The sequence below is a fragment of the Pseudomonas sp. 18.1.10 genome (assembly GCF_024655625.1).
Lineage (GTDB): Bacteria > Pseudomonadota > Gammaproteobacteria > Pseudomonadales > Pseudomonadaceae > Aquipseudomonas.
This window is the reverse complement of record NZ_JANLGL010000093.1, coordinates 1-21759: the sequence shown is the minus strand read 5'-3', so window position 1 is coordinate 21759 and position 21759 is coordinate 1. Positions and strand designations below refer to the sequence as shown.

16 protein-coding genes are annotated in these 21759 nt (G+C 60.1%); 11 read left to right on the top strand and 5 right to left on the bottom strand.

Annotation, left to right across the window (positions count from 1 at the left end; genetic code table 11):
* Positions 1-74: 74 nt before the first annotated feature.
* From NUV89_RS16845 to NUV89_RS16835, 3 genes are all read right to left on the bottom strand, one after another.
* Positions 75-1799 (bottom strand): ABC transporter ATP-binding protein/permease, encoded by a 1725-nt coding sequence (locus tag NUV89_RS16845; protein WP_257782206.1) that lies wholly within the window; start codon positions 1797-1799, stop codon positions 75-77.
* A 100-nt stretch (positions 1800-1899) separates the two neighbouring features.
* On the bottom strand, positions 1900-2460 hold the full coding sequence (locus tag NUV89_RS16840; protein WP_003171731.1) for a response regulator transcription factor: 561 nt from the start codon (positions 2458-2460) through the stop codon (positions 1900-1902).
* Positions 2453-3715, bottom strand: coding sequence for an ATP-binding protein (locus NUV89_RS16835; protein ID WP_257782205.1), 1263 nt, complete (start codon positions 3713-3715; stop codon positions 2453-2455). The genes NUV89_RS16840 and NUV89_RS16835 overlap by 8 nt, the downstream gene beginning before the upstream one ends.
* A 205-nt stretch (positions 3716-3920) precedes the next feature.
* On the opposite strand from NUV89_RS16835, the gene NUV89_RS16830 reads away from it, so the two are divergent.
* From NUV89_RS16830 to NUV89_RS16780, 11 genes are all read left to right on the top strand, one after another.
* A complete protein-coding gene (locus NUV89_RS16830; protein ID WP_257782204.1) occupies positions 3921-4631 on the top strand; it encodes an SIMPL domain-containing protein in 711 nt (236 codons plus the stop codon).
* Between the two features lie 186 nt (positions 4632-4817).
* Positions 4818-8201, top strand: a complete 3384-nt coding sequence (locus tag NUV89_RS16825) for a dermonecrotic toxin domain-containing protein (protein ID WP_257782203.1) — start codon at positions 4818-4820, stop codon at positions 8199-8201.
* 98 nt (positions 8202-8299) lie between these two features.
* Positions 8300-9901 carry an ABC transporter substrate-binding protein gene (locus tag NUV89_RS16820; protein WP_257782202.1) on the top strand — a complete coding sequence of 534 codons (1602 nt, stop codon included), beginning with the start codon at positions 8300-8302 and terminating at the stop codon, positions 9899-9901.
* A 258-nt stretch (positions 9902-10159) separates the two neighbouring features.
* On the top strand, positions 10160-11788 hold the full coding sequence (locus NUV89_RS16815) for an ABC transporter substrate-binding protein (RefSeq protein ID WP_257782201.1): 1629 nt from the start codon (positions 10160-10162) through the stop codon (positions 11786-11788).
* Positions 11789-12091: 303 nt separating this feature from the next.
* The gene (locus NUV89_RS16810) at positions 12092-13696 is read left to right on the top strand and encodes an ABC transporter substrate-binding protein (RefSeq protein WP_257782200.1); all 1605 of its coding nucleotides are present in this window, start codon (positions 12092-12094) and stop codon (positions 13694-13696) included.
* A 171-nt stretch (positions 13697-13867) separates the two neighbouring features.
* Positions 13868-15283 (top strand): OprD family porin, encoded by a 1416-nt coding sequence (locus NUV89_RS16805; RefSeq protein WP_257782199.1) that lies wholly within the window; start codon positions 13868-13870, stop codon positions 15281-15283.
* 81 nt (positions 15284-15364) lie between these two features.
* Positions 15365-16963, top strand: a complete 1599-nt coding sequence (locus NUV89_RS16800; RefSeq protein ID WP_026137148.1) for an ABC transporter substrate-binding protein — start codon at positions 15365-15367, stop codon at positions 16961-16963.
* Between the two features lie 76 nt (positions 16964-17039).
* On the top strand, positions 17040-18050 hold the full coding sequence (locus tag NUV89_RS16795) for an ABC transporter permease subunit (protein ID WP_017739471.1): 1011 nt from the start codon (positions 17040-17042) through the stop codon (positions 18048-18050).
* Positions 18051-18060: 10 nt separating this feature from the next.
* Positions 18061-18972, top strand: a complete 912-nt coding sequence (locus tag NUV89_RS16790) for an ABC transporter permease subunit (protein WP_257782198.1) — start codon at positions 18061-18063, stop codon at positions 18970-18972.
* Positions 18973-18982: 10 nt separating this feature from the next.
* Positions 18983-19951, top strand: coding sequence for an ABC transporter ATP-binding protein (locus tag NUV89_RS16785; protein WP_017739469.1), 969 nt, complete (start codon positions 18983-18985; stop codon positions 19949-19951).
* Positions 19951-20922 (top strand): peptide ABC transporter ATP-binding protein, encoded by a 972-nt coding sequence (locus NUV89_RS16780; RefSeq protein ID WP_017138288.1) that lies wholly within the window; start codon positions 19951-19953, stop codon positions 20920-20922. The genes NUV89_RS16785 and NUV89_RS16780 overlap by 1 nt, the downstream gene beginning before the upstream one ends.
* Before the next feature lie 113 nt (positions 20923-21035).
* Here NUV89_RS16780 and NUV89_RS16775 read toward each other — a convergent pair whose 3' ends face one another.
* Complete coding sequence (locus tag NUV89_RS16775) at positions 21036-21284, bottom strand: hypothetical protein (RefSeq protein WP_257782197.1); 249 nt, start codon at positions 21282-21284, stop codon at positions 21036-21038.
* Positions 21285-21381: 97 nt separating this feature from the next.
* Positions 21382-21627: a hypothetical protein gene (locus tag NUV89_RS16770; protein ID WP_257782196.1), complete on the bottom strand. Its 246-nt coding sequence runs from the start codon at positions 21625-21627 to the stop codon at positions 21382-21384.
* Positions 21628-21759: the final 132 nt, after the last annotated feature.

Below are 21759 nucleotides of genomic sequence, written 5' to 3'. Positions count from 1 at the left end.
AATCAGCCTATGCATCAACTGACCCACCGCTTTCGCGAGCAAGCCCGCTCCCACAGTTTTGACCGCATGCGGACTTAAGCCGGGTGTTGTTCCTTCAACAACCCACCCTCAATCCGCACATGCCGCCCATGGAAGCGCTTGAGACTGCTGCGATGCCCCACGCTGACAATGCTCAACCCCGGCAGCTCATCGATCAACGCCTGGTACAACGTCGCCTCATCCTCTTCATCCATGGCCGACGTCGCTTCGTCCATGTACAGCCACTGCGGCGCGAACAACAACGCACGGGCAAAGGCCAGGCGCTGCTGCTCACCCGGCGAGAGCATGCGTTGCCAGTGGTTCGCTTCATCCAGACGAGCGACCAGGTGCGGCAAGCGGCACGTCTCCAGCACCTGTGCATAACGTTCTGCCGGGTAAACGCTGTCGTCTTGTGGATAACTCAACACCGCCTTCAACGTACCAATCGGCAGGTAAGGCTTCTGCGGCAGGAACAGATAACGCGCAGCCGGCAAACGAATGCTGCCGTGCCCCGCCGGCCACAGATGGCCCATCCCACGCAGCAGCGTACTTTTGCCGCTGCCGGACCGCCCGCTGAGCATCACGCGCTGGCCGGGTTTCACCGTCATGTCCGCATCGGTGAGCAAGTGGCGACCATCGGCCAAGTCCATGCCCAGGTGTTGCACCACAAGGCGTTCGCCTTCAGGGCGCACATCAATCGCTGGAGGACGTTGCTCGTTGTCAGTCATGGCCTGCTGAAAACTCAGCAGACGATCACTGGTGGCACGCCACGACGCCAAGTCGGAATACGCGCTGATAAACCAGCTGAAGTTCTCCTGCACGTTGCCGAACGCCGAGTTGATTTGCATCAGCTCGCCCAGTTCGATCTTGCCGGTGAAGTAGCGCGGCGCGGCGACGATAAAGGGGAAGATGATCGCGATCTGGCTGTAACCCGCAGTGAAGAAGGTCAGGCGCTTGGAAACTTTCATGATGTCCCAGAAGTTGTGCCAGACCTTGCCGAAGCGCGTGCTCAAGCGCTGTTGTTCATTCGGCTCGCCGTTGTACAGCGCGATGCTCTCGGCGTTCTCACGCACGCGCACCATGGAGAAACGCAGGTCCGCTTCGAAACGTTGTTGTTGGTTGCTCAGGCCGATCAAGCGACGGCCGATCAGATGCGTCAGCCAACTGCCCACGGCGGCGTAAAGCAACGCACACCAGAACATGTAGCCGGGGATGGTGATGCCGAACACTTCGATGCTGCCCGACACGCCCCACAGGATGATCGAGAACGACACCAGGCTGACCACATTGCGCAGCAAGCCAAGGCCAAGGCTCAAGGTGTTGGCGGTAAAGTTGTTGAGGTCTTCGGAGATCCGCTGGTCCGGGTTATCGGTGTAACCGCCCTGCTCCAGCTGGTAGTAGTTCTTGTTGGCGAGCCAACGGGCGAAGTGCTTTTCGGTGAGCCAGGCACGCCAGCGGATGGTCAGCATCTGGGTCAGGTACAGGCGGTACACCGCGCCAAGAATGGCCACGGCGGCGATCCCGCCGAAGTAGCCGATCAGTTGCCAGAACGCGGCGGTGTCCTTGTGTTCAAGGGCGTTGTAGAAGTCCTTGTACCAGTGGTTGATCCACACCGAGATCGCCACGCTGAACAGCGACAGGCCAATCACCGCCGCCAGCAACAACCAGGCCTTGCCCTTCTCTTCACTGCGCCAATACGGTGTGATCATCGCCCAGGTTCGGCGGAAGAATTGCCCACGCACCGCGTCGTTGACCGCGCAATACTCAGCGTTCTGATTCATCATTCAGGCTCGGTAGGGAAGAGATCACAGGCGTTTGAACCGATCATAGACGATCGGTTCAGGGCTCCGTGCGGCCTGAAGCAGGTTGTTCAGACTTCGTTCAGCGGCGTACCGGACGCTTTTGCAACTTGCGCTGCAAGGTGCGGCGGTGCATGCCCAGGGCGCGGGCGGTGGCGGAGATGTTGCCTTCGTGCTCGGTGAGCACGCGCTGGATGTGCTCCCACTGCAGGCGGTCCACCGACATCGGGTTTTCCGGCACCAGGGTGTCGAGGTCGGCGTGCTCGGACAACAGCGCAGCCAGCACGTCATCCGCATCGGCCGGTTTGCACAGGTAGTTGCACGCGCCGCGCTTGATCGCCTCGACGGCGGTGGCAATGCTGGAGTAACCGGTGAGGATCACCACGCGCATTTCCGGGTCGAGTTCCAGCAGCTTGGGCAGCAGCACCAGGCCGGAGTCGCCGTCCATTTTCAGGTCGAGCGCGGCGTAGTCCGGCAGGTCGGCCTGGGCGATGGTCAGGCCTTCTTCGGCGGAACCGGCGGTGCTCACGCGGAAACCGCGACGGCTCATGGCGCGCGCCATCACGCGGGTAAAGGTCGCGTCATCATCTACCAGCAACAGGTGCGGCAGTTCTTCGCCTTCGACTTGGATCTCGTCACTCATCGATATCTCCTCGTGCGACACGGGGCAGGCGCAGCTCGGTGAGCGTGCCACCTTCCTCATGACTATAGAGCTTCACTGAGCCGCCCGCGCGGGTCACGCTGGCCTTGCTCAAAAACAGGCCGAGGCCGAAGCCTTTGCCCTTGGTGGTAAAGAACGGTTTGCCGATCTGCTCGGCAATGGCCAGCGGCACACCGGCGCCGTGGTCGCGAATACTGATGGTCACATCTTCCGCATCCCAGTCCAGCTGCACGCCCAGGCCTTCGGGGCAGGCGTCGGCGGCGTTGTTCAGCAGGTTGAGCAGCGCCTGGGTCAGGTCGGGCGGCGGTGCCATGCGCGGGACGGTGCCTTGGCCAAGCAGGTGGAAACGGTAACTGGCTTCGGGGCGCATCAGGTGCCAGCGGTTCAGGGCTTCGTCGAGCCACTGGGTCACGTCCTGCATCTCCACCGCCAGGCGCCGATTGGCTTCGGCGGCGCGCACCAGTTGCTGCAAGGTCTGCTTGCACTGCTTGACCTGTTCCTGCAACACGCCGAGGTCTTCCTGCAGCGCCGGGTCGTGGTGGTCCTGGATGATTTCCTTGAGCAGTACGCTCATGGTCGCCAACGGCGTGCCCAACTCATGGGCGGCGCCGGCGGCCTGGGTGGCGACGGCCAACAGTTGCTGGTCACGCAGGCCTTCTTCACGACGGATGGCACGCAGTTCTTCCTGGCGGCGCAGCTCTTCGGCCATGCGCGCGGCGAAAAAGGTAATGACGGCGGCAGACAGGGCGAAACTCAGCCACATCCCGTAGATCTGCAGGTTTTCCCGGGCGATGGGGAAGGTTTGCAGCGGATAGAAGCGCGCCAGCAGCAAGGTGTAGAGGGTCAGGGCGATGCCCGACAGCGCCACGGAGTAGCGCCACGGCAAGGTCACCGCCGCGATGGTCAGCGGCACCAGGTAATACGACACGAACGGGTTGGTGGAACCACCGGAGAAATACAGCAACACACTGTGGATAAACAGGTCGCAGGCCAGTTGCAGGGCATATTCCAACTCGGTCACCGGCCAGGTGGTGCGCAGGCGGATGGCGGTAAACGCGCACAGCACGGTGGAGAAACCCAGGGTCACGCCCAATTGCAGCCACGGCAGCGGCAGCAGGTCGAACCAATAGGCGAGCCCCACGGAGCCGGCTTGTGCGGCCAGGACCAGGGTGCGAATGAACGTCAGGCGCCAGAGGTTCTGGCGGGTGGCGGAAGTCAGTTTTACGGCGGCGAGCATGAGCTCTCCCGTTGAGCGCTGCAGGCGGATCGGCAGGAGTATAAACGAAGCCGACCGGCTGGCACGGCGCGTGTGGCTCTTTGCCGCAGGCGCGGCAAATGACCGTTCGTCGCCGTCACCGCAACTTGTAGCGAATGTGTAAACCCGAAGAACCCGATGCCACCGTCTACAGTCATACCGAACACGAATACCTCAAGGAGCTTCCATGTCTCGTTTCACTCGCAGTGCAGCTGTTATCACCCTCGGCGTTGCCACCCTTGCCAGCCTTCCGGCGGTGGCTGCCGACGGTCTGAACTACAACCAGATTTCCCTGCGCGCCGAGGCCAGCCAGGAGGTGGCCCGCGACAAGATGATCGTGACCCTCTACACCGAGTCCCAGAACAGCGACCCGGCCAAGCTCGCCGCCGAAATCACCACTGCCGTGAACAAAGCACTGGGCCAGGCCCGCGAAGTCAAAGGTGTGACCCTGCGCCAGGGCAGCCGCAACAGCTACCCGATCTACGACAACAAGAACCAGAAAATCACCGGCTGGCGTGAACGTGCCGAGCTGCGCCTGGAAAGCGCGGACTTCCCGGCGCTGTCCAAGCTCACCGGCGAGCTGCTCAACACCCTGAAAATGGACAGCATGGACTTCGCCATCGCCGATGCCACCCGCAAGGCCAGTGAAGATGCGCTGCTCAAGGATGCCGTCGCCGCATTCAAGGCCCGTGCGCAACTGGCTACCGATGCGCTGGGCGGCAAGGGCTACAAGATCGTCAACCTGAACTTCAACACCAACGGTTATCCACAGCCCTACGCCCGTGGCGGCATGATGATGAAAGCGGCGGCGATGGATTCGGCGCCGACGCCGGAAGTGGAAGCCGGTACCAGCCAGGTCACCATGAGCGCCGATGGCGTGATTGAAGTCTTGCAATAAGTATTTTCCCTCCCGTAAGAACGGTGCGGCCTGAAGGCTCGCGCCGTTTTTTTTGGCAGAAACCGCCCAAGACGTTACACCTTGCGGCACATTCAGCGGAATCAACCCTTCGGTTCTCACAACACAGAGACGACCCCGGCCTACAGGGAGTACCGCGCCGGACGTATTCCTTCAGAGAACCGTCCAATGACACTATCCGTACAAAACAGGCATTCCATGCTGCCGCTTCAGGGCAACCAACTCTCTTCCAGCCCCGACGAGCCCAGTTCGACACCAACAGCCGTAGATACCCAGTCGATCCCACCATCGCAAACCGTCGCCGCGAATAGAGAACTGGTCGAGTCCTACATTGATGCGGTGCAAAAGAAGATCCTGCACAACGCCCCCAGCGTAATCAAGGTCCCTCCCGAAAGCCAAATGGGCCAATGGCTTGAGCTGTATCGCGCACATTTGGAACACCCTGTCGTCAAGGGCTGGATGCGTGAGCAAGGCATCCCGATGGACGCCATTTCGATCACACCGTCCACTGGCGTCCTAACGGTCGGCGAGGGCGAGCACAAGAAGACGTTCACACTCACTGACAACTCTGGCTGGGGGCAGATTGCGGGGCCCCTATTGGCAGCGGGCAAAATCATCTCACCCGTCGCCGGCCAGCGTTTTCGGGTAGAACTGGGTGATGGCTATGTCAAAGTGCGGCCAAGGGTAGTGGCTGATTTCCACGGGGTCACCCTGCCCTCCTCCCGGTCCGAGGCCAGTGCCCAAATCAAACGACTGGAACATAACAATAAAGCTTTCGACCCCATCCCCCCCAACGACCCGCTGCGCCAAGCCAGCAGTCGCTCGGCCCAGGCACTGCAAACGCAGAAGCAGAGTGCGGCGCAGTTTTACCTGACCGCCCCCCAAGCCCTGGCTTACAAAGAACTGGCAGTTGACGTGGCCAACAAGCTGCCCAACACCCGGGCAGAAGCCAAGAAGTGGGCTGAGTCACTCATTCTCAAACTGACCGACAAGCAGGTCGATGCCGACACCCTCTACCTGAACCGCTTCAACGGTGGCGGACACAACCCCTACAGCGTCGAGACCTCGACCATTACCGGCTGGGAATACACCAACCAGGAACCGTCGTCCTCCCTGCGACTGCCCGATGCCTTGCTGAAAAACTTCTCGGAAAACGACTGGGATCCAGGCGAGCTTGACTCACTCTCGGGCATCTACACCGACGGCCCCGGGCAAAGCACCAAAAAGGGCTATGGCGCTCACAATCAATTCCCTCTTCTACCGTCCGCCCTCATGCATGAAAGCTGGAAGACCGATTTCCAGGGTGAGATGACCAAAAAAATCGACGACTTCTGGCACAACAACACCGAGGGCTACCAGACCGCGATCAAGGGCGAGTTCGCCTACCAGGCCCGCAAACAATTGAAGACCGCCGAAGCCCGGCCGCCTGCCGAACGAGCGCTGCAAGCCCCCGAACACCGCTTCACCCGCGAAGATTACCGCTTGGTGATGGGCGCTGCGTCCAACCTCCCACTCGACGAAAACGCTCCGCTCAACGTCGAGCAACTCAAGGCCCAGGCGCCGGTGAACGGCGGCGTCCAAGTGCATGCGCTGAATATCGCAGGCATTGCCTCCAACGATATCCTGCGTTTCAGCGCGGCCGACGGCGGCCGTCAAGTGCTTTACGTGCCCGGCGCGCAGCCGGCATTTCTCCGGTTCGACTCCCTTGAGAAGCTCAATGAGTGGGTCGTCGAGCAAACCAAAGACACTAAAAAACGCGCGACCCTGGCCTCCCACTTTCCGCTTATCACGCGCCAGGACCACATACCCGGAACCGTCCACACGGTGGTCAAGGCGCTCATTCCGATCTTATGGTTTACGGATATTGATACCTCCAAAGACGGCCTCGACACGATTTTTGACAAGATGGCCTCAGGCAAACATTCCGGCCCGGTGATCCATGCAAGCGAATCGCAGATCGAGGGGGATGCATTCTCGGCCATGGCATCCGCCAGCAAGCACCGCATGACGAGTGACGCCGATGTGGTCATCAAGTCCAACAGCGAAGTGACCCGCGATATCTGGCTCAACGACATAACGGTGGCCGCCGGCCTGCTGGCCAAACTGGCGCCTATCGCGGCACCCGTCGCGGCGGCAGCAGCTGCGACAGGGCTGGCCGAACTGGTACTGGGCGTGGAAAAACATGCCTCCGGCGACACCCTGGCCGAACGTAACGACGGCGCATCCAAGGCATTCGATGGGTTGCTGAACACGCTGTTTTCGGCCACCGCCAGTGGCACCCCGGAAGACCCTTTTGCAATTCCCCCGGAGAAAGAGCTGCCGGCCGTAGAGCCAAGCCCGCAGCCAGAAGCGCCTGTCAACGAAGAGCCCAAGCCGGGCCCCTCCTCTGGTGCAGTCACCGACAAGCCAACTGCGCCGGCGCCCATGCCAAGATCCCCGTCCCTTATCCCCATGGCGCAATACGCCGTCGCGGACGGTGAGGAACTGATAAAGAACGCCACCCGGGACGCATCGGGGGTTTACCGGATGACCGACAGCAACGGCGTATTTCGTCAGCTAGTGCGCCTGACCGATGAGACGGGTACGAGCAAGCTCTATGAAATATCCGGCAGCTACCGATCGGGCAACGCATTTGCCAAGGTCATCGACCCCAATACCGGCAAGGGCGTAATGGTCATAACGCCCGGCCGCAATGGCGAGTGGACACGCGCGCCAGGCGATGGCGGCGCATTTTGGAACCGTGCTTCACCGCCAACTCCAGACGTTGAACCCACGAGGCCGCGACAACTTTCAGATGAGTTCCTGGATGTCGATGGCAAAAAAATGAAGGGCGCAGAAATACTGGATAAATACCTCAAGCCTGATGGCTACGATTACACATACGGTGTCACGCTGAACGAAGAAGGTGAAATCGCACCGCAAGTTTCCTGGACGTTTGAAGAAAACCCTGCCCACGCCACGCCGCCGCCACCGGCTAACGTTTCGACATTCGGCACCAGCGAATACAGCAGCCAGTTTATCGATGACCTGCATCGCGACAAGTTCACAATAGAAGGTCCTGGGAACACCAAGCTGGAGCTCGACCTCGGCAGCCAGATAACCGAACTTCAGCAAAAAAAAGGCGCTCTGTTATCAAACGAAGAGCTTCTTCAGCTGAAACAAAAAAATATCGAGGAAATTGAGAAAATCATTCCTGAACCGGAGTTAAGAGCTCGAATTTCCGAACTTGCCAACCAATGGGCGCTTGGTCCCGCTGCGGGTGAGTTTGCGACGCCCCGCTTTAAGGGAACGGTCCTTGGCAGCGGACGCAATACACACTACTACATCAAATATGACCCAGCAGATGCCGTGACCACTGTCACGGCCAAGCTCGACTTTATACCGAGCAAACTGTCCGAAGACCGTCTTGAGCTTGAACCCCTTACCGACATAAAGGTGAATGCATCAAGAACATTTACCATACGCGAAAGTAACGAGTTGGACGGCGCCGGTTATACCGTTGACCCCTCTTCGCCAACGCGCATGGAAATCAAGCCTACGCCGGATGAATAAGCGCTAACCCTCTATCTGCCCTCAATGAACGGCGGTACCCTCGGTACCGCCGTTTTCGTTTGCGTAGCCTGCGCAGGGCTGCCATTTCAGGGGTCTCCATGGAAAGAATCACCTTCAAACCACTGCTCCTCGCCGCCGGCCTGCTCGCGTTCATGCCGATGGCCCAAGCCACCACTACCCTGGTCTACTGCTCCGAAGCCAGCCCCGCCGGTTTCGATCCCAGCCAGTACACCAGCGGCACAGACTTCGACGCTTCGGCCGAAACCGTGTTCAACCGCCTGACCCAGTTCAAGCGCGGCGGCACCGAAGTCGAGCCCGGCCTGGCGACAAGCTGGGACGTATCCAACGACGGCCTGACCTACACCTTCCACCTGCGGGATGGCGTCAAGTTCCACACCACCGACTTCTTCACGCCTACCCGCGACTTCAACGCGGATGATGTGCTGTTCACCTTCAACCGCCTGCTGGATGCCGACAGCCCGTTTCGCAAGGCCTACCCGTCCGAGTCGCCGTACTTCACCGACATGGGCCTGAACACCACGATCAAGGGCGTCGAAAAACTCGACGAGCACACCGTGCGTTTCAACCTGAACAATGTCGATGCGTCATTTGTGCAGAACCTGGCCATGAGCTTTGCCTCGGTGCAGTCCGCCGAGTACGCCGCCCAACTGCTGAAGCAGGGCAAAGCCGAAGAGATCAACCAGAAGCCGGTCGGCACCGGGCCGTTCGTGTTCAAGCGCTACCAGAAAGACTCGCAGATTCGCTACGTGGCCAATAAGCAGTATTGGAAGCCCGACGATGTGAAACTCGACAACCTGGTGTTCGCCATCACCCCGGACGCCGCGTCGCGCCTGCAAAAGCTCAAGGCCGGCGAGTGCCAGGTCAGCGGTTACCCGCGCCCGTCCGACATCGAAGTGATGAAGCAGGACCCCAACCTGCGCGTGCTGCAACAGGCGGGTTTCAACCTGGGCTTTCTGGCCTACAACGTGACCCATCCGCCGCTGGACCAACTCAAGGTGCGCCAGGCCCTGGACATGGCCATCGACAAGCCTGCGATCATCAAGGCCGTGTACCAGAGTGCCGGGCAATTGGCGCAGAACGCGTTGCCGCCAGCGCAGTGGTCTTATGACCCGAAGATCAAGGACGCCCCCTACGATCCCACCAAGGCCAAGGCGCTACTAAAAGAAGCAGGCGTCGCCCCGGGCACCACCATCAACCTGTGGGCAATGACGGTCCAGCGTGCATCCAATCCGAATGCGCGCATGTCGGCACAAATGATTCAGCAGGATTGGGCAAAAGTCGGCATCAAGGCCAACATCGTCAGCTATGAGTGGGGCGAATACATCAAGCGCGCCAAAAATGGCGAGCACGACGCAATGATTTACGGCTGGACGGGCGACAATGGCGACCCGGATAACTGGCTCGGCGTGCTCTACAGTTGTGCTGCGGTAAAGGGCAGCAACTACGCCAAATGGTGTAACCCGGACTACGACAAACTGGTGCAGCAGGCCAAGGTCAGCAGCGACCGCGAGCAACGCATCAAGTGGTATCAACAGGCGCAGAAAATCCTTAAAGAACAAGTACCTATAACGCCTATTGCGAACTCGACGGTTTTCCAGCCCCTGCGCAAAGAAGTGCACGACTTCAAGATCAGCCCGTTCGGGCTCACGCCGTTCTACGGCGTCAGTCTAGATAAGTAACAGCAGCGCCCCAACCGAGTGCGCTAGACGCCTCGGTTGGTCATTTTTGGTGCGCCTGATGCACCGAAAAAACCCTCAAAATGTACTCAATTGTGTAGAAACTTTCATAATTGCGACATTCCTGTACGTTCGTACCACTGTTTAAGCCTCCTAACGGTTCTGCATCTTGCAATGGGTATGGCCCCTGCATAAGTATCCGCAGGCCGACTCACGAGGTCGCCCTCACCACCAAAAATGACAACAAATCATGAGGCCAACATGCTTAAACACGCAGTCATTCCGTTAATTGTTAGCGCTGGCCTTATGGCCGCAGCCCCTTTCGCCCAAGCGGCGACTAACCTGGTGTTCTGCTCCGAAGGGAGCCCGGCCGGTTTTGATCCAGGCCAGTACACCACCGGAACAGACTTCGATGCTTCGGCAGAGACCATGTTCAACCGTCTTACCCAGTTCGAGCGCGGCGGCACCGCTGTGATTCCTGGGCTGGCCACCAGCTGGGACGTGTCCCCGGATGGCCTGACGTACACCTTCAAACTGCGCGACGGCGTGAAGTTCCACACCACCCCGTACTTCAAGCCGACCCGTACCTTCAATGCCGATGACGTGCTGTTCACGTTCAACCGCATGATTAACAAGGACGATCCGTTCCGCAAAGCCTACCCCACCGAGTTCCCGTACTTCACGGACATGGGGATGGACACCAACATCAAGAACATCAAGAAAGTCGATGACCACACCGTCGAGTTCACCCTCGGCACCGTGGACGCGGCTTTCATCCAGAACCTGGCCATGAGCTTCGCCTCGATCCAGTCCGCTGAATACGCCGCGCAACTGTTGAAACAAGGCAAGGCCCAGGACATCAACCAGAAGCCGATCGGCACTGGTCCGTTCGTGTTCAAGAGCTACCAGAAAGACTCGAACATCCGCTACACCGGCAACAAGGACTACTGGAAACCGGATGACGTGAAGATCGACAACCTGATCTTCGCCATCACCACCGACCCGTCGGTGCGTATCCAGAAGCTGAAGAAAAACGAATGCCAGGTGACCCTGTTCCCACGTCCGGCCGACCTCAAGGCGCTGGGCGAAGACAAGGACCTGAAACTGCCGCACCAGGCCGGTTTCAACCTGGGCTACGTCGCCTACAACGTGATGGACAAGGTCAAGGGCAGCGACCAGCCAAACCCACTGGCGGACCTGCGCGTACGCCAGGCGATGGACATGTCGGTCAACAAGCAGCAGATCATCGACTCCGTCTACCAAGGCGCCGGCCAACTGGCCGTCAACGCCATGCCGCCGACCCAGTGGTCCTATGACACCACCATCAAGGACGCCAAGTTCGACCCTGAAAAAGCCAAGGCCCTGCTCAAGGAAGCCGGCGTCAAGGAAGGTACCGAGATCGTGCTGTGGGCCATGCCGGTCCAGCGTCCGTACAACCCGAACGCCAAGCTGATGGCAGAGATGCTGCAGAACGATTGGTCCAAGATCGGCCTGAAAGTCAAGATCACCAGCTACGAGTGGGGCGAGTACATCAAGCGTTCCAAAGGCGGCGAGAACCAGGCCATGATCATTGGCTGGAGCGGCGACAATGGTGACCCGGACAACTGGCTGAACGTGCTGTTCGGCTGCGATTCGCTGCAGGGCAACAACTTCTCCAAATGGTGTGACAAGAAATTCGACGACACCGTGAAGGAAGCCAAGGCTACTTCGGATGTCGCCAAACGCACCGAGCTGTACAAGCAGGCGCAACATATCCTCAAAGATGCTGTCCCGATGACACCTATCGCGCACTCGACGGTGTATCAACCCATGCGCAACACCGTGCAGGACTTCAAGATCAGCCCGTTTGGCTTGAACTCTTTCTACGGCGTGAGCGTCAGCGGCAAATAAGGGTCACTAGCGGCGACGTTTCATAACGTCGCCGTTATTGCATCCGCCCAAGATGTAGGAAACAGACCACAGCCGAAGCCGTTGCCGTCCTACAGCAACAAACTTCGACCTGCGTCTCCGTTACCTACAACGACAGTCAGATTTCGTGCATTTACTGCGAAGTCCGCGACCCATAACGTCGCAGGGCCGCAGAAGCCTCAATCTGACAGGGCACTTGCCGCGTGGGGTCAGCGATGCATCCCGGTCCTGATAGGCCGGGTGATTGCTCGCTGACGACAACTACAAACAAGGATCGGGATCGTCATGCGCCATACCACCGTTCTATCCGCACTATTTGCCACCAGCCTGCTGGCTGTGGCCACGATGGGCCACGCCGCCGACAAGAAGAGCCTGGTGTTCTGCTCCGAAGGCAGCCCGGCTGGTTTTGACACCGCGCAATACACCACCGCCACCGACAACGATGCAGCCGAACCGCTGTACAACCGCCTGGTCGAGTTTGAAAAAGGCGAGACCAACGTCGTTCCTGCGCTGGCGACCAAGTGGGATATTTCGCCAGACGGCCTGACCTACACCTTTCACCTGCGGGAAGGGGTGAAGTTCCACAGCAACAAGGAATTCAAGCCGACGCGCGATTTCAACGCCGACGACGTGCTGTTCACCTTCAACCGCATGCTTGACCCCGAGCAGCCGTTCCGCAAGGCCTACCCCACCGAGTTCCCGTACTTCAACGGGATGAGCCTGAACAAGAACATCGCCAAGGTCGAAAAAACCGGCCCGCACACCGTGGTGATGACCTTGAACACGGTAGACGCCGCGTTTGTGCAGAACATCGCCATGAGCTTCGCCGCGATCCTCTCGGCCGAGTACGCCGAGCAATTGCTCAAGAGCGGCAAGCCCAGCGACATCAACCAGAAGCCGATCGGCACGGGCCCGTTCGTATTCCAGCGTTACCAGAAAGACTCGCAGATCCGCTACGCACCGAACAAACAGTACTGGGACCCGAGCAAGGTCCAGCTGGACCAACTGATCTTCGCCATCAACACCGACGCTTCGGTACGCGTGCAAAAGCTCAAGGCCGGCGAATGCCAAGTAACCCTGCACCCACGCCCAGCCGACGTTGACGCCCTCAAGGCCGACCCGAACCTGCAACTGCTGACCAAGCCCGGTTTCAACCTCGGCTATATCGCCTACAACGTGCGCCACAAGCCCTTCGACCAACTCGAAGTACGCCAGGCGCTGGACATGGCGGTGAACAAGCAAAGCATCCTCAACGCGGTGTACCAGGGCGCCGGGCAACTGGCAGTCAACGCCATGCCACCGACGCAATGGTCCTACGACGACACCATCAAGGACGCCGCCTACAACCCGGAAAAAGCCAAGGAACTGCTCAAGGCTGCCGGCGTGAAGGAAGGCACCGAGATCACCCTGTGGGCGATGCCCGTACAACGCCCCTACAACCCCAACGCCAAGCTGATGGCAGAAATGCTGCAAAACGATTGGGCCAAGATTGGCCTGAAAGTGAAGATCGTCAGCTACGAGTGGGGCGAATACATCAAGCGCACCAAGAACGGTGAGCACGATGTGAGCTTGATCGGCTGGACCGGCGACAACGGTGACCCGGACAACTGGCTGGGCACCCTCTACAGCTGCGACGCCATCGGCGGGAACAACTACTCCATGTGGTGTGACCCGGCGTACGACAAGCTTATCAAGCAAGCCAAGGTCGTCACCGACCGCGAACAACGGACTGTTCTGTACAAACAGGCGCAGCAACTGCTCAAGCAGCAGGTGCCGATCACGCCGGTCGCCCACTCGACGGTCAACCAGCCGTTAAGCGCCAAAGTCGAAGGTTTCAAAGTGAGCCCCTTCGGCCGCAACGTGTTCTCGGGCGTCAGTATCACCCCATAAAAAAATAACCGGATGGCGCAGAGCGAAATTGGCTCTGCGGCAAACGTGCAGCCTTATTTCGGGAATTCCCCTAAGGCAAACGTTTGCAAAGGCTTGAAAGAGTTACAACCCAAATAGCCGGATCACCTCATAAGACCGGCAAAAAAAAAGAGAACCAAAGGAGCTTCACCCATGAAACTGAGCAGCAAAGCGCTTCTGGCCCTGGCCATCAGCACCATCACGGCAACCGCCTACGCTGAAACCCAAAGCCAGGACTTCGTTCCTACCACCCTGGCCGGTTCCAGCGCCCAAAGCGAGGCCAAAGGCTTTATCGACGGCCAGAGCCTGGGCGGCACCACGCGTAACTGGTACTCCAACGAAATGTTCCGTCGCGACACGCGCATCGGCTACTTCAAGAACGAAGGCGACATCAACAAGACCCGCGTTTCCCGCCGTTACAACTGGGACCAGGGCACCATCCTCAACTACACCTCGGGCTTTACCCAAGGCACCGTTGGCGTGAGCACCGAAGTCGCGGCCTACAACGTGATCTCGCTGATCCGCAACCGGGACGACATCGCCGGCGGCTCCAACCGCACCCTGGCCCACTCCTACGGTGACGCCGTAGACCAGTGGAGCAAACTGGGCCTGGCCAACGTCAAGTTCCGCGTGTCCAACACCACCCTGACCGCCGGTCGCCAGAACTTCAGCAGCGGCATCGTCGACACCATCGGCAACCGTGCCCTGCCGTCGAGCTTTGAAGGTGTGAGCTTCAACAGCGAAGAATTCACCAACCTGTCGTTCCAGGGCGGCGTGTTTGATCGCGTTTCGCCACGTACCGAGCAGAGCCTGTCGAAGTTCCGCAGCGAGTACAACAGCAAAGGCGCCGATGGCGTCGAGACCGACAAGGTCTACACCCTGGGTGCCAACTACCAGCCGTTCAAGAGCCTGAAGACCAGCTTCTTCGGCGCGAACGTCAAGGACTTCTGGAACCAGTACTACTTCGGCGCCACCCACGAGCTGGGTGACAGCTCGGTGCTGGGCCTGACCACCGGCTTCAACTACTACAAAACCGTCGATGAAGGCAAAAAGCTGATGGGGGATATCGACAACGATACCTTCTCCCTGTCCCTGGGCCTGACTCACCAGGCTCACAGCCTGACCTTCTCCTACCAGCAAGTGAACGGTAACGAGTACTTCGACTACCTGCACGAAACCAACGGTATCTACCTGGCCAACTCCCTGACGTCGGACTTCAACGGCCCGAACGAGAAGTCCTTCCAGGTTGCCTACGGTATCAACATGGCCGAATACGGCGTGCCAGGCCTGAAGTTCAACATCTACTCGGCTCGCGGCTGGGGCATCGACGGTACGCACTACACCGGCAACCGTGGAGTAGAAGGCAAAGGCTATGACGGCGTCCAGTCGCAGGACGGCGAACACCACTACGAGTACGGTATCGGCACGTCCTACGCGGTACAGAGTGGTCCATTGAAGGCCACCACCATCCGCGCGACCTATGTCGCTCACCGCGCTACCAAGGAACAGTCTGACGGCAACCTGAACGAATTCCGTCTGGTTACCACCATCCCGTTCAACATTCTTTAACTAGCGCCAGGTAGACGGCGGGCTCAGGACGAGTCCGCCGTCTACGCTTGTCTGGTCTCATAGATTGTTCGAGGTCTGCGAATGAAAATGCTCCCGCTACAAGCCGCTATCGCCGCTGCGCTGTTGAGCGTGGCCGTCGGCATTTCGGCCAAGCCGCTGGTGGTCTGCACCGAAGCCAGCCCGGAAGGCTTCGATCCGGTCCTGTACACCACGGCCGTCACCGCCGACGCCGCAGCAGAAACCCTGTTCAACCGCCTGGTGGACTTCAAGCCCGGCACCACCGAAGTGGTCCCGGCACTGGCCAAGGACCTGCCTGAAATCAGCGCGGACGGCCTGACCTACACCTTCCACCTGCGTGACGACATCAAGTTCCACACCACCGACTACTTCAAACCCACGCGCAACCTGAATGCCGACGATGTGCTTTGGAGCTTCCAGCGCCAGCTGGACCCGAACCACCCGTGGCACAAAAAGTCCGTCGTGGGCTACCCGTACTTCGAAAGCATGGGCTTCAAGGAGCTGCTCAAGAGCGTAGAGAAAACCGACGATCACACCGTCGTCTTTACCCTGACCCGCCCTGAAGCGCCCTTCCTGGCCGACCTGGCCATGGCGTTTTCCTCGATCCACTCCGCCGAATACGCCGACCAGTTGCTCAAGTCCGGCAAGACCGATGACCTGAACGCCAAGCCCATCGGCACCGGGCCGTTTATCTTCACGCGCTACGCCAAGGACGCCCAGGTGCGTTACAAGGCCAACCCGGAGTACTTCCGTGGCAAGCCGCCGGCCGATCCGCTGATCCTGGCGATTACCACCGACAACAACGTGCGCCTGCAAAAGCTCAAGGCCAACGAGTGCCAGATCGCGCTGTATCCGAAACCGGATGACGTGCCGAGCATGCAAGCCGACCCGAACCTGAAGGTCGACGGGCTGGCGGCGATGACCACCAGCTACATCGCCATGAACACCACCCACAAGTACATGAGCGACCCACGGGTACGCCACGCGATCAACATCGCGTTCGACAAAGCCGGCTATACCGACGCCCTGTTCGGCAAAGGCAACGCGGTGGTGGGCACCGGCCCGTATCCACCGACCCTGCTGGGCTTCAACGACAAGTTGAAAAACCCGCCACGGGATCTGGACAAAGCCCGCGCCCTGCTCAAGGAAGCCGGCGTACCGGAAGGCACCGAATTTACCTTGTTTACCCGTAACGGCGGCGGGCCGACCAACCCCAACCCCATGTTGGGTGCCCAGCGCATGCAGGCCGACTTGGCGCAGATTGGCCTGAAGATCAACATCAAGGTCATGGAATGGGGCGAAATGCTCAAGCGCGCCAAAGGTGGCGAGCACGACATGGTGTCGGCCGGCTGGGTCGGCGATAACGGCGACCCGGATAACTTCCTCACGCCGAACCTGAGTTGCGATGCAGCGAAAAACGGCGAAAACTACGCGCGCTGGTGTAACAAGGAGTTTCAGGACTTGATCGACAAGGCCCGTGCCGCCAAGGAACCCGCCACACGCGCGGCGCTCTATGAACAAGCACAGGACGTTTTCGAACAAGACCAACCATGGCTTCCCATGGCGTACCCGAAACTGTTCACCGCCATGCGTAAAAACGTAGAGGGCTACACCCTTAGCCCTCTCGGCACCAATAACTTCGCCACTACCCAGGCGAAGTAAATAAGAAAAACGCTCGGCACCGCCCACCTGGGGGGTGCCGGACCTGCCTAACCGGCTGATTGAGGTACACCACACGATGTTTAGTTTTATTGCCCGCCGACTGGGGTTATTGATCCCCACGTTCTTCGGCATCACGTTGCTCACGTTTGCGTTGATTCGCATGATCCCTGGCGACCCCGTCGAAGTGATGATGGGTGAAAGGCGCGTCGACCCCGAGATGCACGCACAGGCAATGGAACGCCTTGGCCTTAACAAGCCGTTGTATGCGCAATACCTGGACTACGTCGGCAAGCTCGCCCAGGGCGATCTGGGTGAATCCCTGCGCACCCGCACCAGCGTGTGGACCGAGTTCACCGCCCTCTTCCCGGCGACCCTGGAACTGTCCATGGCCGCCCTGTTGTTCGCCGGTATCCTGGGCCTGTTGGCCGGGGTGATCGCGGCCTTGAAGCGAGGATCGCTGTTCGACCACGGGGTGATGGGCATCTCCCTCGCGGGTTATTCGATGCCGATCTTCTGGTGGGGCCTGATCCTGATCATGTTCTTCTCCGTGAGCCTGGGCTGGACCCCGGTGTCCGGGCGGATCGACCTGCTCTACGACATCGAGCCGCGCACCGGCTTCATGCTGATCGACACCCTGCTGGCCGACGAGCCAGACGCCTTCTTCGACGCCCTGCACCACCTGATCTTGCCGGCCATCGTGCTCGGCACCATCCCGCTGGCGGTGATCGCGCGGATGACCCGTTCGTCGATGCTCGAAGTGCTGCGCGAAGACTACATCCGCACCGCCAAGGCCAAGGGCCTGTCGCCGGCGCGCGTGGTATTCGTCCACGGCCTGCGTAACGCGCTGATTCCGGTACTGACCGTGGTTGGCCTGCAAGTCGGCACGCTGTTGGCCGGTGCGGTCCTGACCGAAACCATCTTCTCGTGGCCCGGCATCGGCAAATGGCTGATCGAAGCCATTGGCGCACGGGACTACCCGGTGGTGCAAAACGGCATCTTGTTGATCGCCTGCCTGGTGATCCTGGTGAACTTCGTGGTGGATATCCTCTACGGCTTCGCCAACCCACGCATCCGTCACCAGCGCTGAGATCATGACCATGACCACACCAACTCAAGTGTCAGCAGTCGATCAAAGCCTGCTGTATCCGTCCCCGTACAAAGAATTCTGGCAAGCCTTTTCCAAGAACAAAGGCGCGGTGGCCGGCCTGGCCTTTATGCTGCTGATCGTGTTCTGCGCGCTGTTCGCCCCTTGGGTGGCGCCGCATAACCCCAGCGAGCAATACCGCGACTTCCTACTGACGCCGCCAGCCTGGCTGGAAGGTGGGCAGATCCAATTCCTGCTGGGCACCGACGAACTGGGCCGTGACCTGCTGTCGCGCCTGATCCAGGGCTCGCGCCTGTCGCTGCTGATCGGTTTGTCATCGGTGGTGATGTCGCTGATCCCGGGTATCCTGCTGGGCCTGTTCGCCGGGTTCTTCCCGCGCTTGCTCGGCCCAACCATCATGCGCCTGATGGACATCATGCTGGCCCTGCCGTCGCTGCTGCTGGCCGTGGCCATCGTCGCGATCCTCGGCCCTGGCCTTATCAACACCGTGATCGCCATCGCCATCGTCTCGCTGCCGTCCTATGTGCGCCTGACCCGCGCCGCCGTGATGGGCGAACTGAACCGTGACTACGTGACTGCCGCCCGCCTCGCCGGCGCCGGCCTGCCACGCCTGATGTTCATCACCGTGCTGCCTAACTGCATGGCACCGCTGATCGTGCAGGCCACCCTGAGCTTCTCGTCGGCGATCCTCGACGCAGCCGCCCTGGGCTTCCTCGGCCTGGGCGTACAACCGCCGACGCCTGAGTGGGGCACCATGCTGGCTTCGGCCCGTGACTACATCGAACGCGCCTGGTGGGTGGTGAGCTTGCCTGGTTTGACCATTTTGCTCAGCGTGCTGGCAATCAACTTGATGGGTGACGGCCTGCGCGATGCGCTGGACCCGAAACTCAAGAACGCCGCCTGAGGAGATTCCCATGTCACTGTTAGAAATCAAGAATCTCAATGTGCGCTTCGGCGACAAGACCGCCGTCCCAGTGGTCGATGGCCTCGACATCTCCGTCGACAAAGGCGAAGTCCTGGCGATCGTTGGCGAGTCGGGCTCGGGTAAATCCGTGACCATGATGGCGCTGATGGGCCTGATCGAGCACCCCGGCATCGTCACCGCCGACGCCCTGAACTTCGACGGCAAGGACATGCTCAAGCTGAGCAACCGCCAGCGCCGCCAGATCGTCGGCAAAGACCTGGCGATGGTGTTCCAGGACCCGATGACCGCGCTGAACCCCAGCTACACCGTGGGTTTCCAGATTGAAGAAGTGCTGCGTCTGCACCTGAAAATGTCCGGCAAGCAAGCGCGCAAGCGCGCCATCGAACTGTTGGAAAAAGTGGAAATCCCCGGCGCTGCCAGCCGCATGGATGCCTACCCGCACCAATTGTCTGGTGGTATGAGCCAGCGTGTGGCCATCGCCATGGCGATTGCCGGCGAGCCGAAACTGCTGATCGCCGATGAGCCGACCACGGCACTGGACGTTACGATTCAGGCGCAGATCATGGAACTGCTGCTGGCCCTGCAGAAAGAGCAGAACATGGGCCTGGTGCTGATTACCCACGACCTCGCGGTCGTGGCGGAAACCGCCCAGCGCGTGTGCGTGATGTACGCCGGCCAAGCCGTGGAAGTCGGCCAGGTGCCGCAGTTGTTCGACATCCCAGCGCATCCGTACAGCGAAGCGCTGCTCAAGGCGATCCCCGAGCACAGCCTGGGCGCCACGCGCCTGGCCACGCTGCCGGGTATCGTGCCAGGTCGTTATGACCGTCCGCAGGGTTGCCTGCTGTCGCCACGTTGCCCGTACGTGCAGGAATCCTGCCGTGCCCAACGCCCTGGCCTTGATCCAAAAACCAACAGCCTTGCACGCTGCTTCTACCCCTTGAACCAGGAGGTGGCGTAATGGCCGTCGTTCTTACCGCCCGCGACCTGACCCGTCACTACGAAGTGTCCCGTGGCCTGTTCAAGGGCCATGCGCTGGTCCGTGCACTCAATGGCGTGTCCTTCGAGCTGGAAGCCGGCAAGACCCTGGCCGTAGTGGGCGAGTCGGGCTGCGGCAAGTCCACCCTGGCCCGCGCACTCACGCTGATTGAAGAGCCGTCTTCGGGCTCGCTGAAAATCGCCGGCCAGGAAGTCGCCGGTGCCGACAAGGCCCAGCGCAAGCAATTGCGCAAAGACGTGCAGATGGTGTTCCAGAGCCCCTACGCGTCGCTGAACCCTCGGCAGAAAGTCGGCGACCAACTCGGCGAGCCGCTGTTGATTAACACCAACCTGTCCGCCGCCGAACGCCGCGAAAAAGTGCAGGCGATGATGAAGCAAGTGGGCCTGCGCCCCGAGCATTATCAGCGCTACCCGCACATGTTCTCCGGCGGCCAGCGCCAGCGTATCGCCCTGGCCCGGGCGATGATGCTGCAACCGAAAGTGCTGGTGGCGGATGAACCGACCTCGGCGCTGGACGTGTCGATCCAGGCCCAGGTGCTCAACCTGTTCATGGATTTGCAGCAGGAATTCAACACGGCCTACGTGTTCATCTCCCACAACCTCGCGGTGGTGCAACACGTGGCCGATGACGTGATGGTCATGTACCTCGGCCGTCCGGTGGAAGTCGGCCCCAAGGAAGACATCTACGCGCGCCCGCTGCACCCGTACACCCAGGCGCTGCTGTCGGCCACCCCGACCATCCACCCGGACCCGAACAAGCCGAAGATCAAGATCGTCGGCGAACTGCCCAACCCGCTGAACCCGCCGCCTGGCTGCGCTTTCCACAAGCGTTGCCCGTATGCGACGGCGCGGTGCAGCAGCGAGGAGCCGCAGCTGCGCGCCCTGGATAACCGTCAGGTGGCTTGCCACTACGCGGAGCAATTCGTGGCGTAATCGCGCAACAAAAATGCCCTGGGTGATCAAGCCCAGGGCATGACATGAGTTCTACCGCCCCACCCGTCGGATTGCGCATCAGTCCGGCAGGTGGGGCTTTTTTTCGTCTCGACTCAGGTATCGCTGTCGCCTTCGCTGTCGTCATCCTCTGGCGGTGGCGCTTGTTGGTCGTCGTCATCCTCGGAGCCACCTTGGCCTTTGTCACCGGCTTCTGATTCGCTCTTGGCCAGCTGCAGGTTTTTCGCCGCCACAAACCCAGGCGCCTGGCTTTGCACGGCGCTATTGGCCCATGCGGTGGTGGTACCCAGCGTTAACAGCACCAACACTTTCAGCAACAGCACAACACGTTGAAAGATAGTCATGGTTGGTTTCCGTCCAGTCAGTGAACTACGTGCCCCGGCGTTCGACCGGGACTCCCAATCAAGCTAGTTCCGATCCGGGGTTTGCGCCACTCGGCCGTCAGGTGTCGCCGTCGTCATAGGTTTCGCTGTCTTCCCCTTCGTTGTAGGGGTTTTCCGCATCTTCCTTGGGCGCGGGCTGGGCTTGGGGTTGCCAACTGCCGGAGTTGACCTCCTGCTGCTTGCGCTTGGTGACCGGGCCGGTGTCTTTCCACTGGGGCGTGCCGGCGTCGGCCAGGGCGGGGATGGTGGGGAGCAACAGGCCTGTTAGCAGGACCAGATGGATGGCATGTTTGACACTCGACACAGCGGTCTCCTTCTCAGTCGTTGGGTAAAAACTAGACCCGATGTACGGTTCTCGCCAACCCCAAGCCTGATGAAGACCAAAATGTGGGAGCGGGCTTGCTCGCGAATGCGGTGTGTCATTCACAGCATCTGC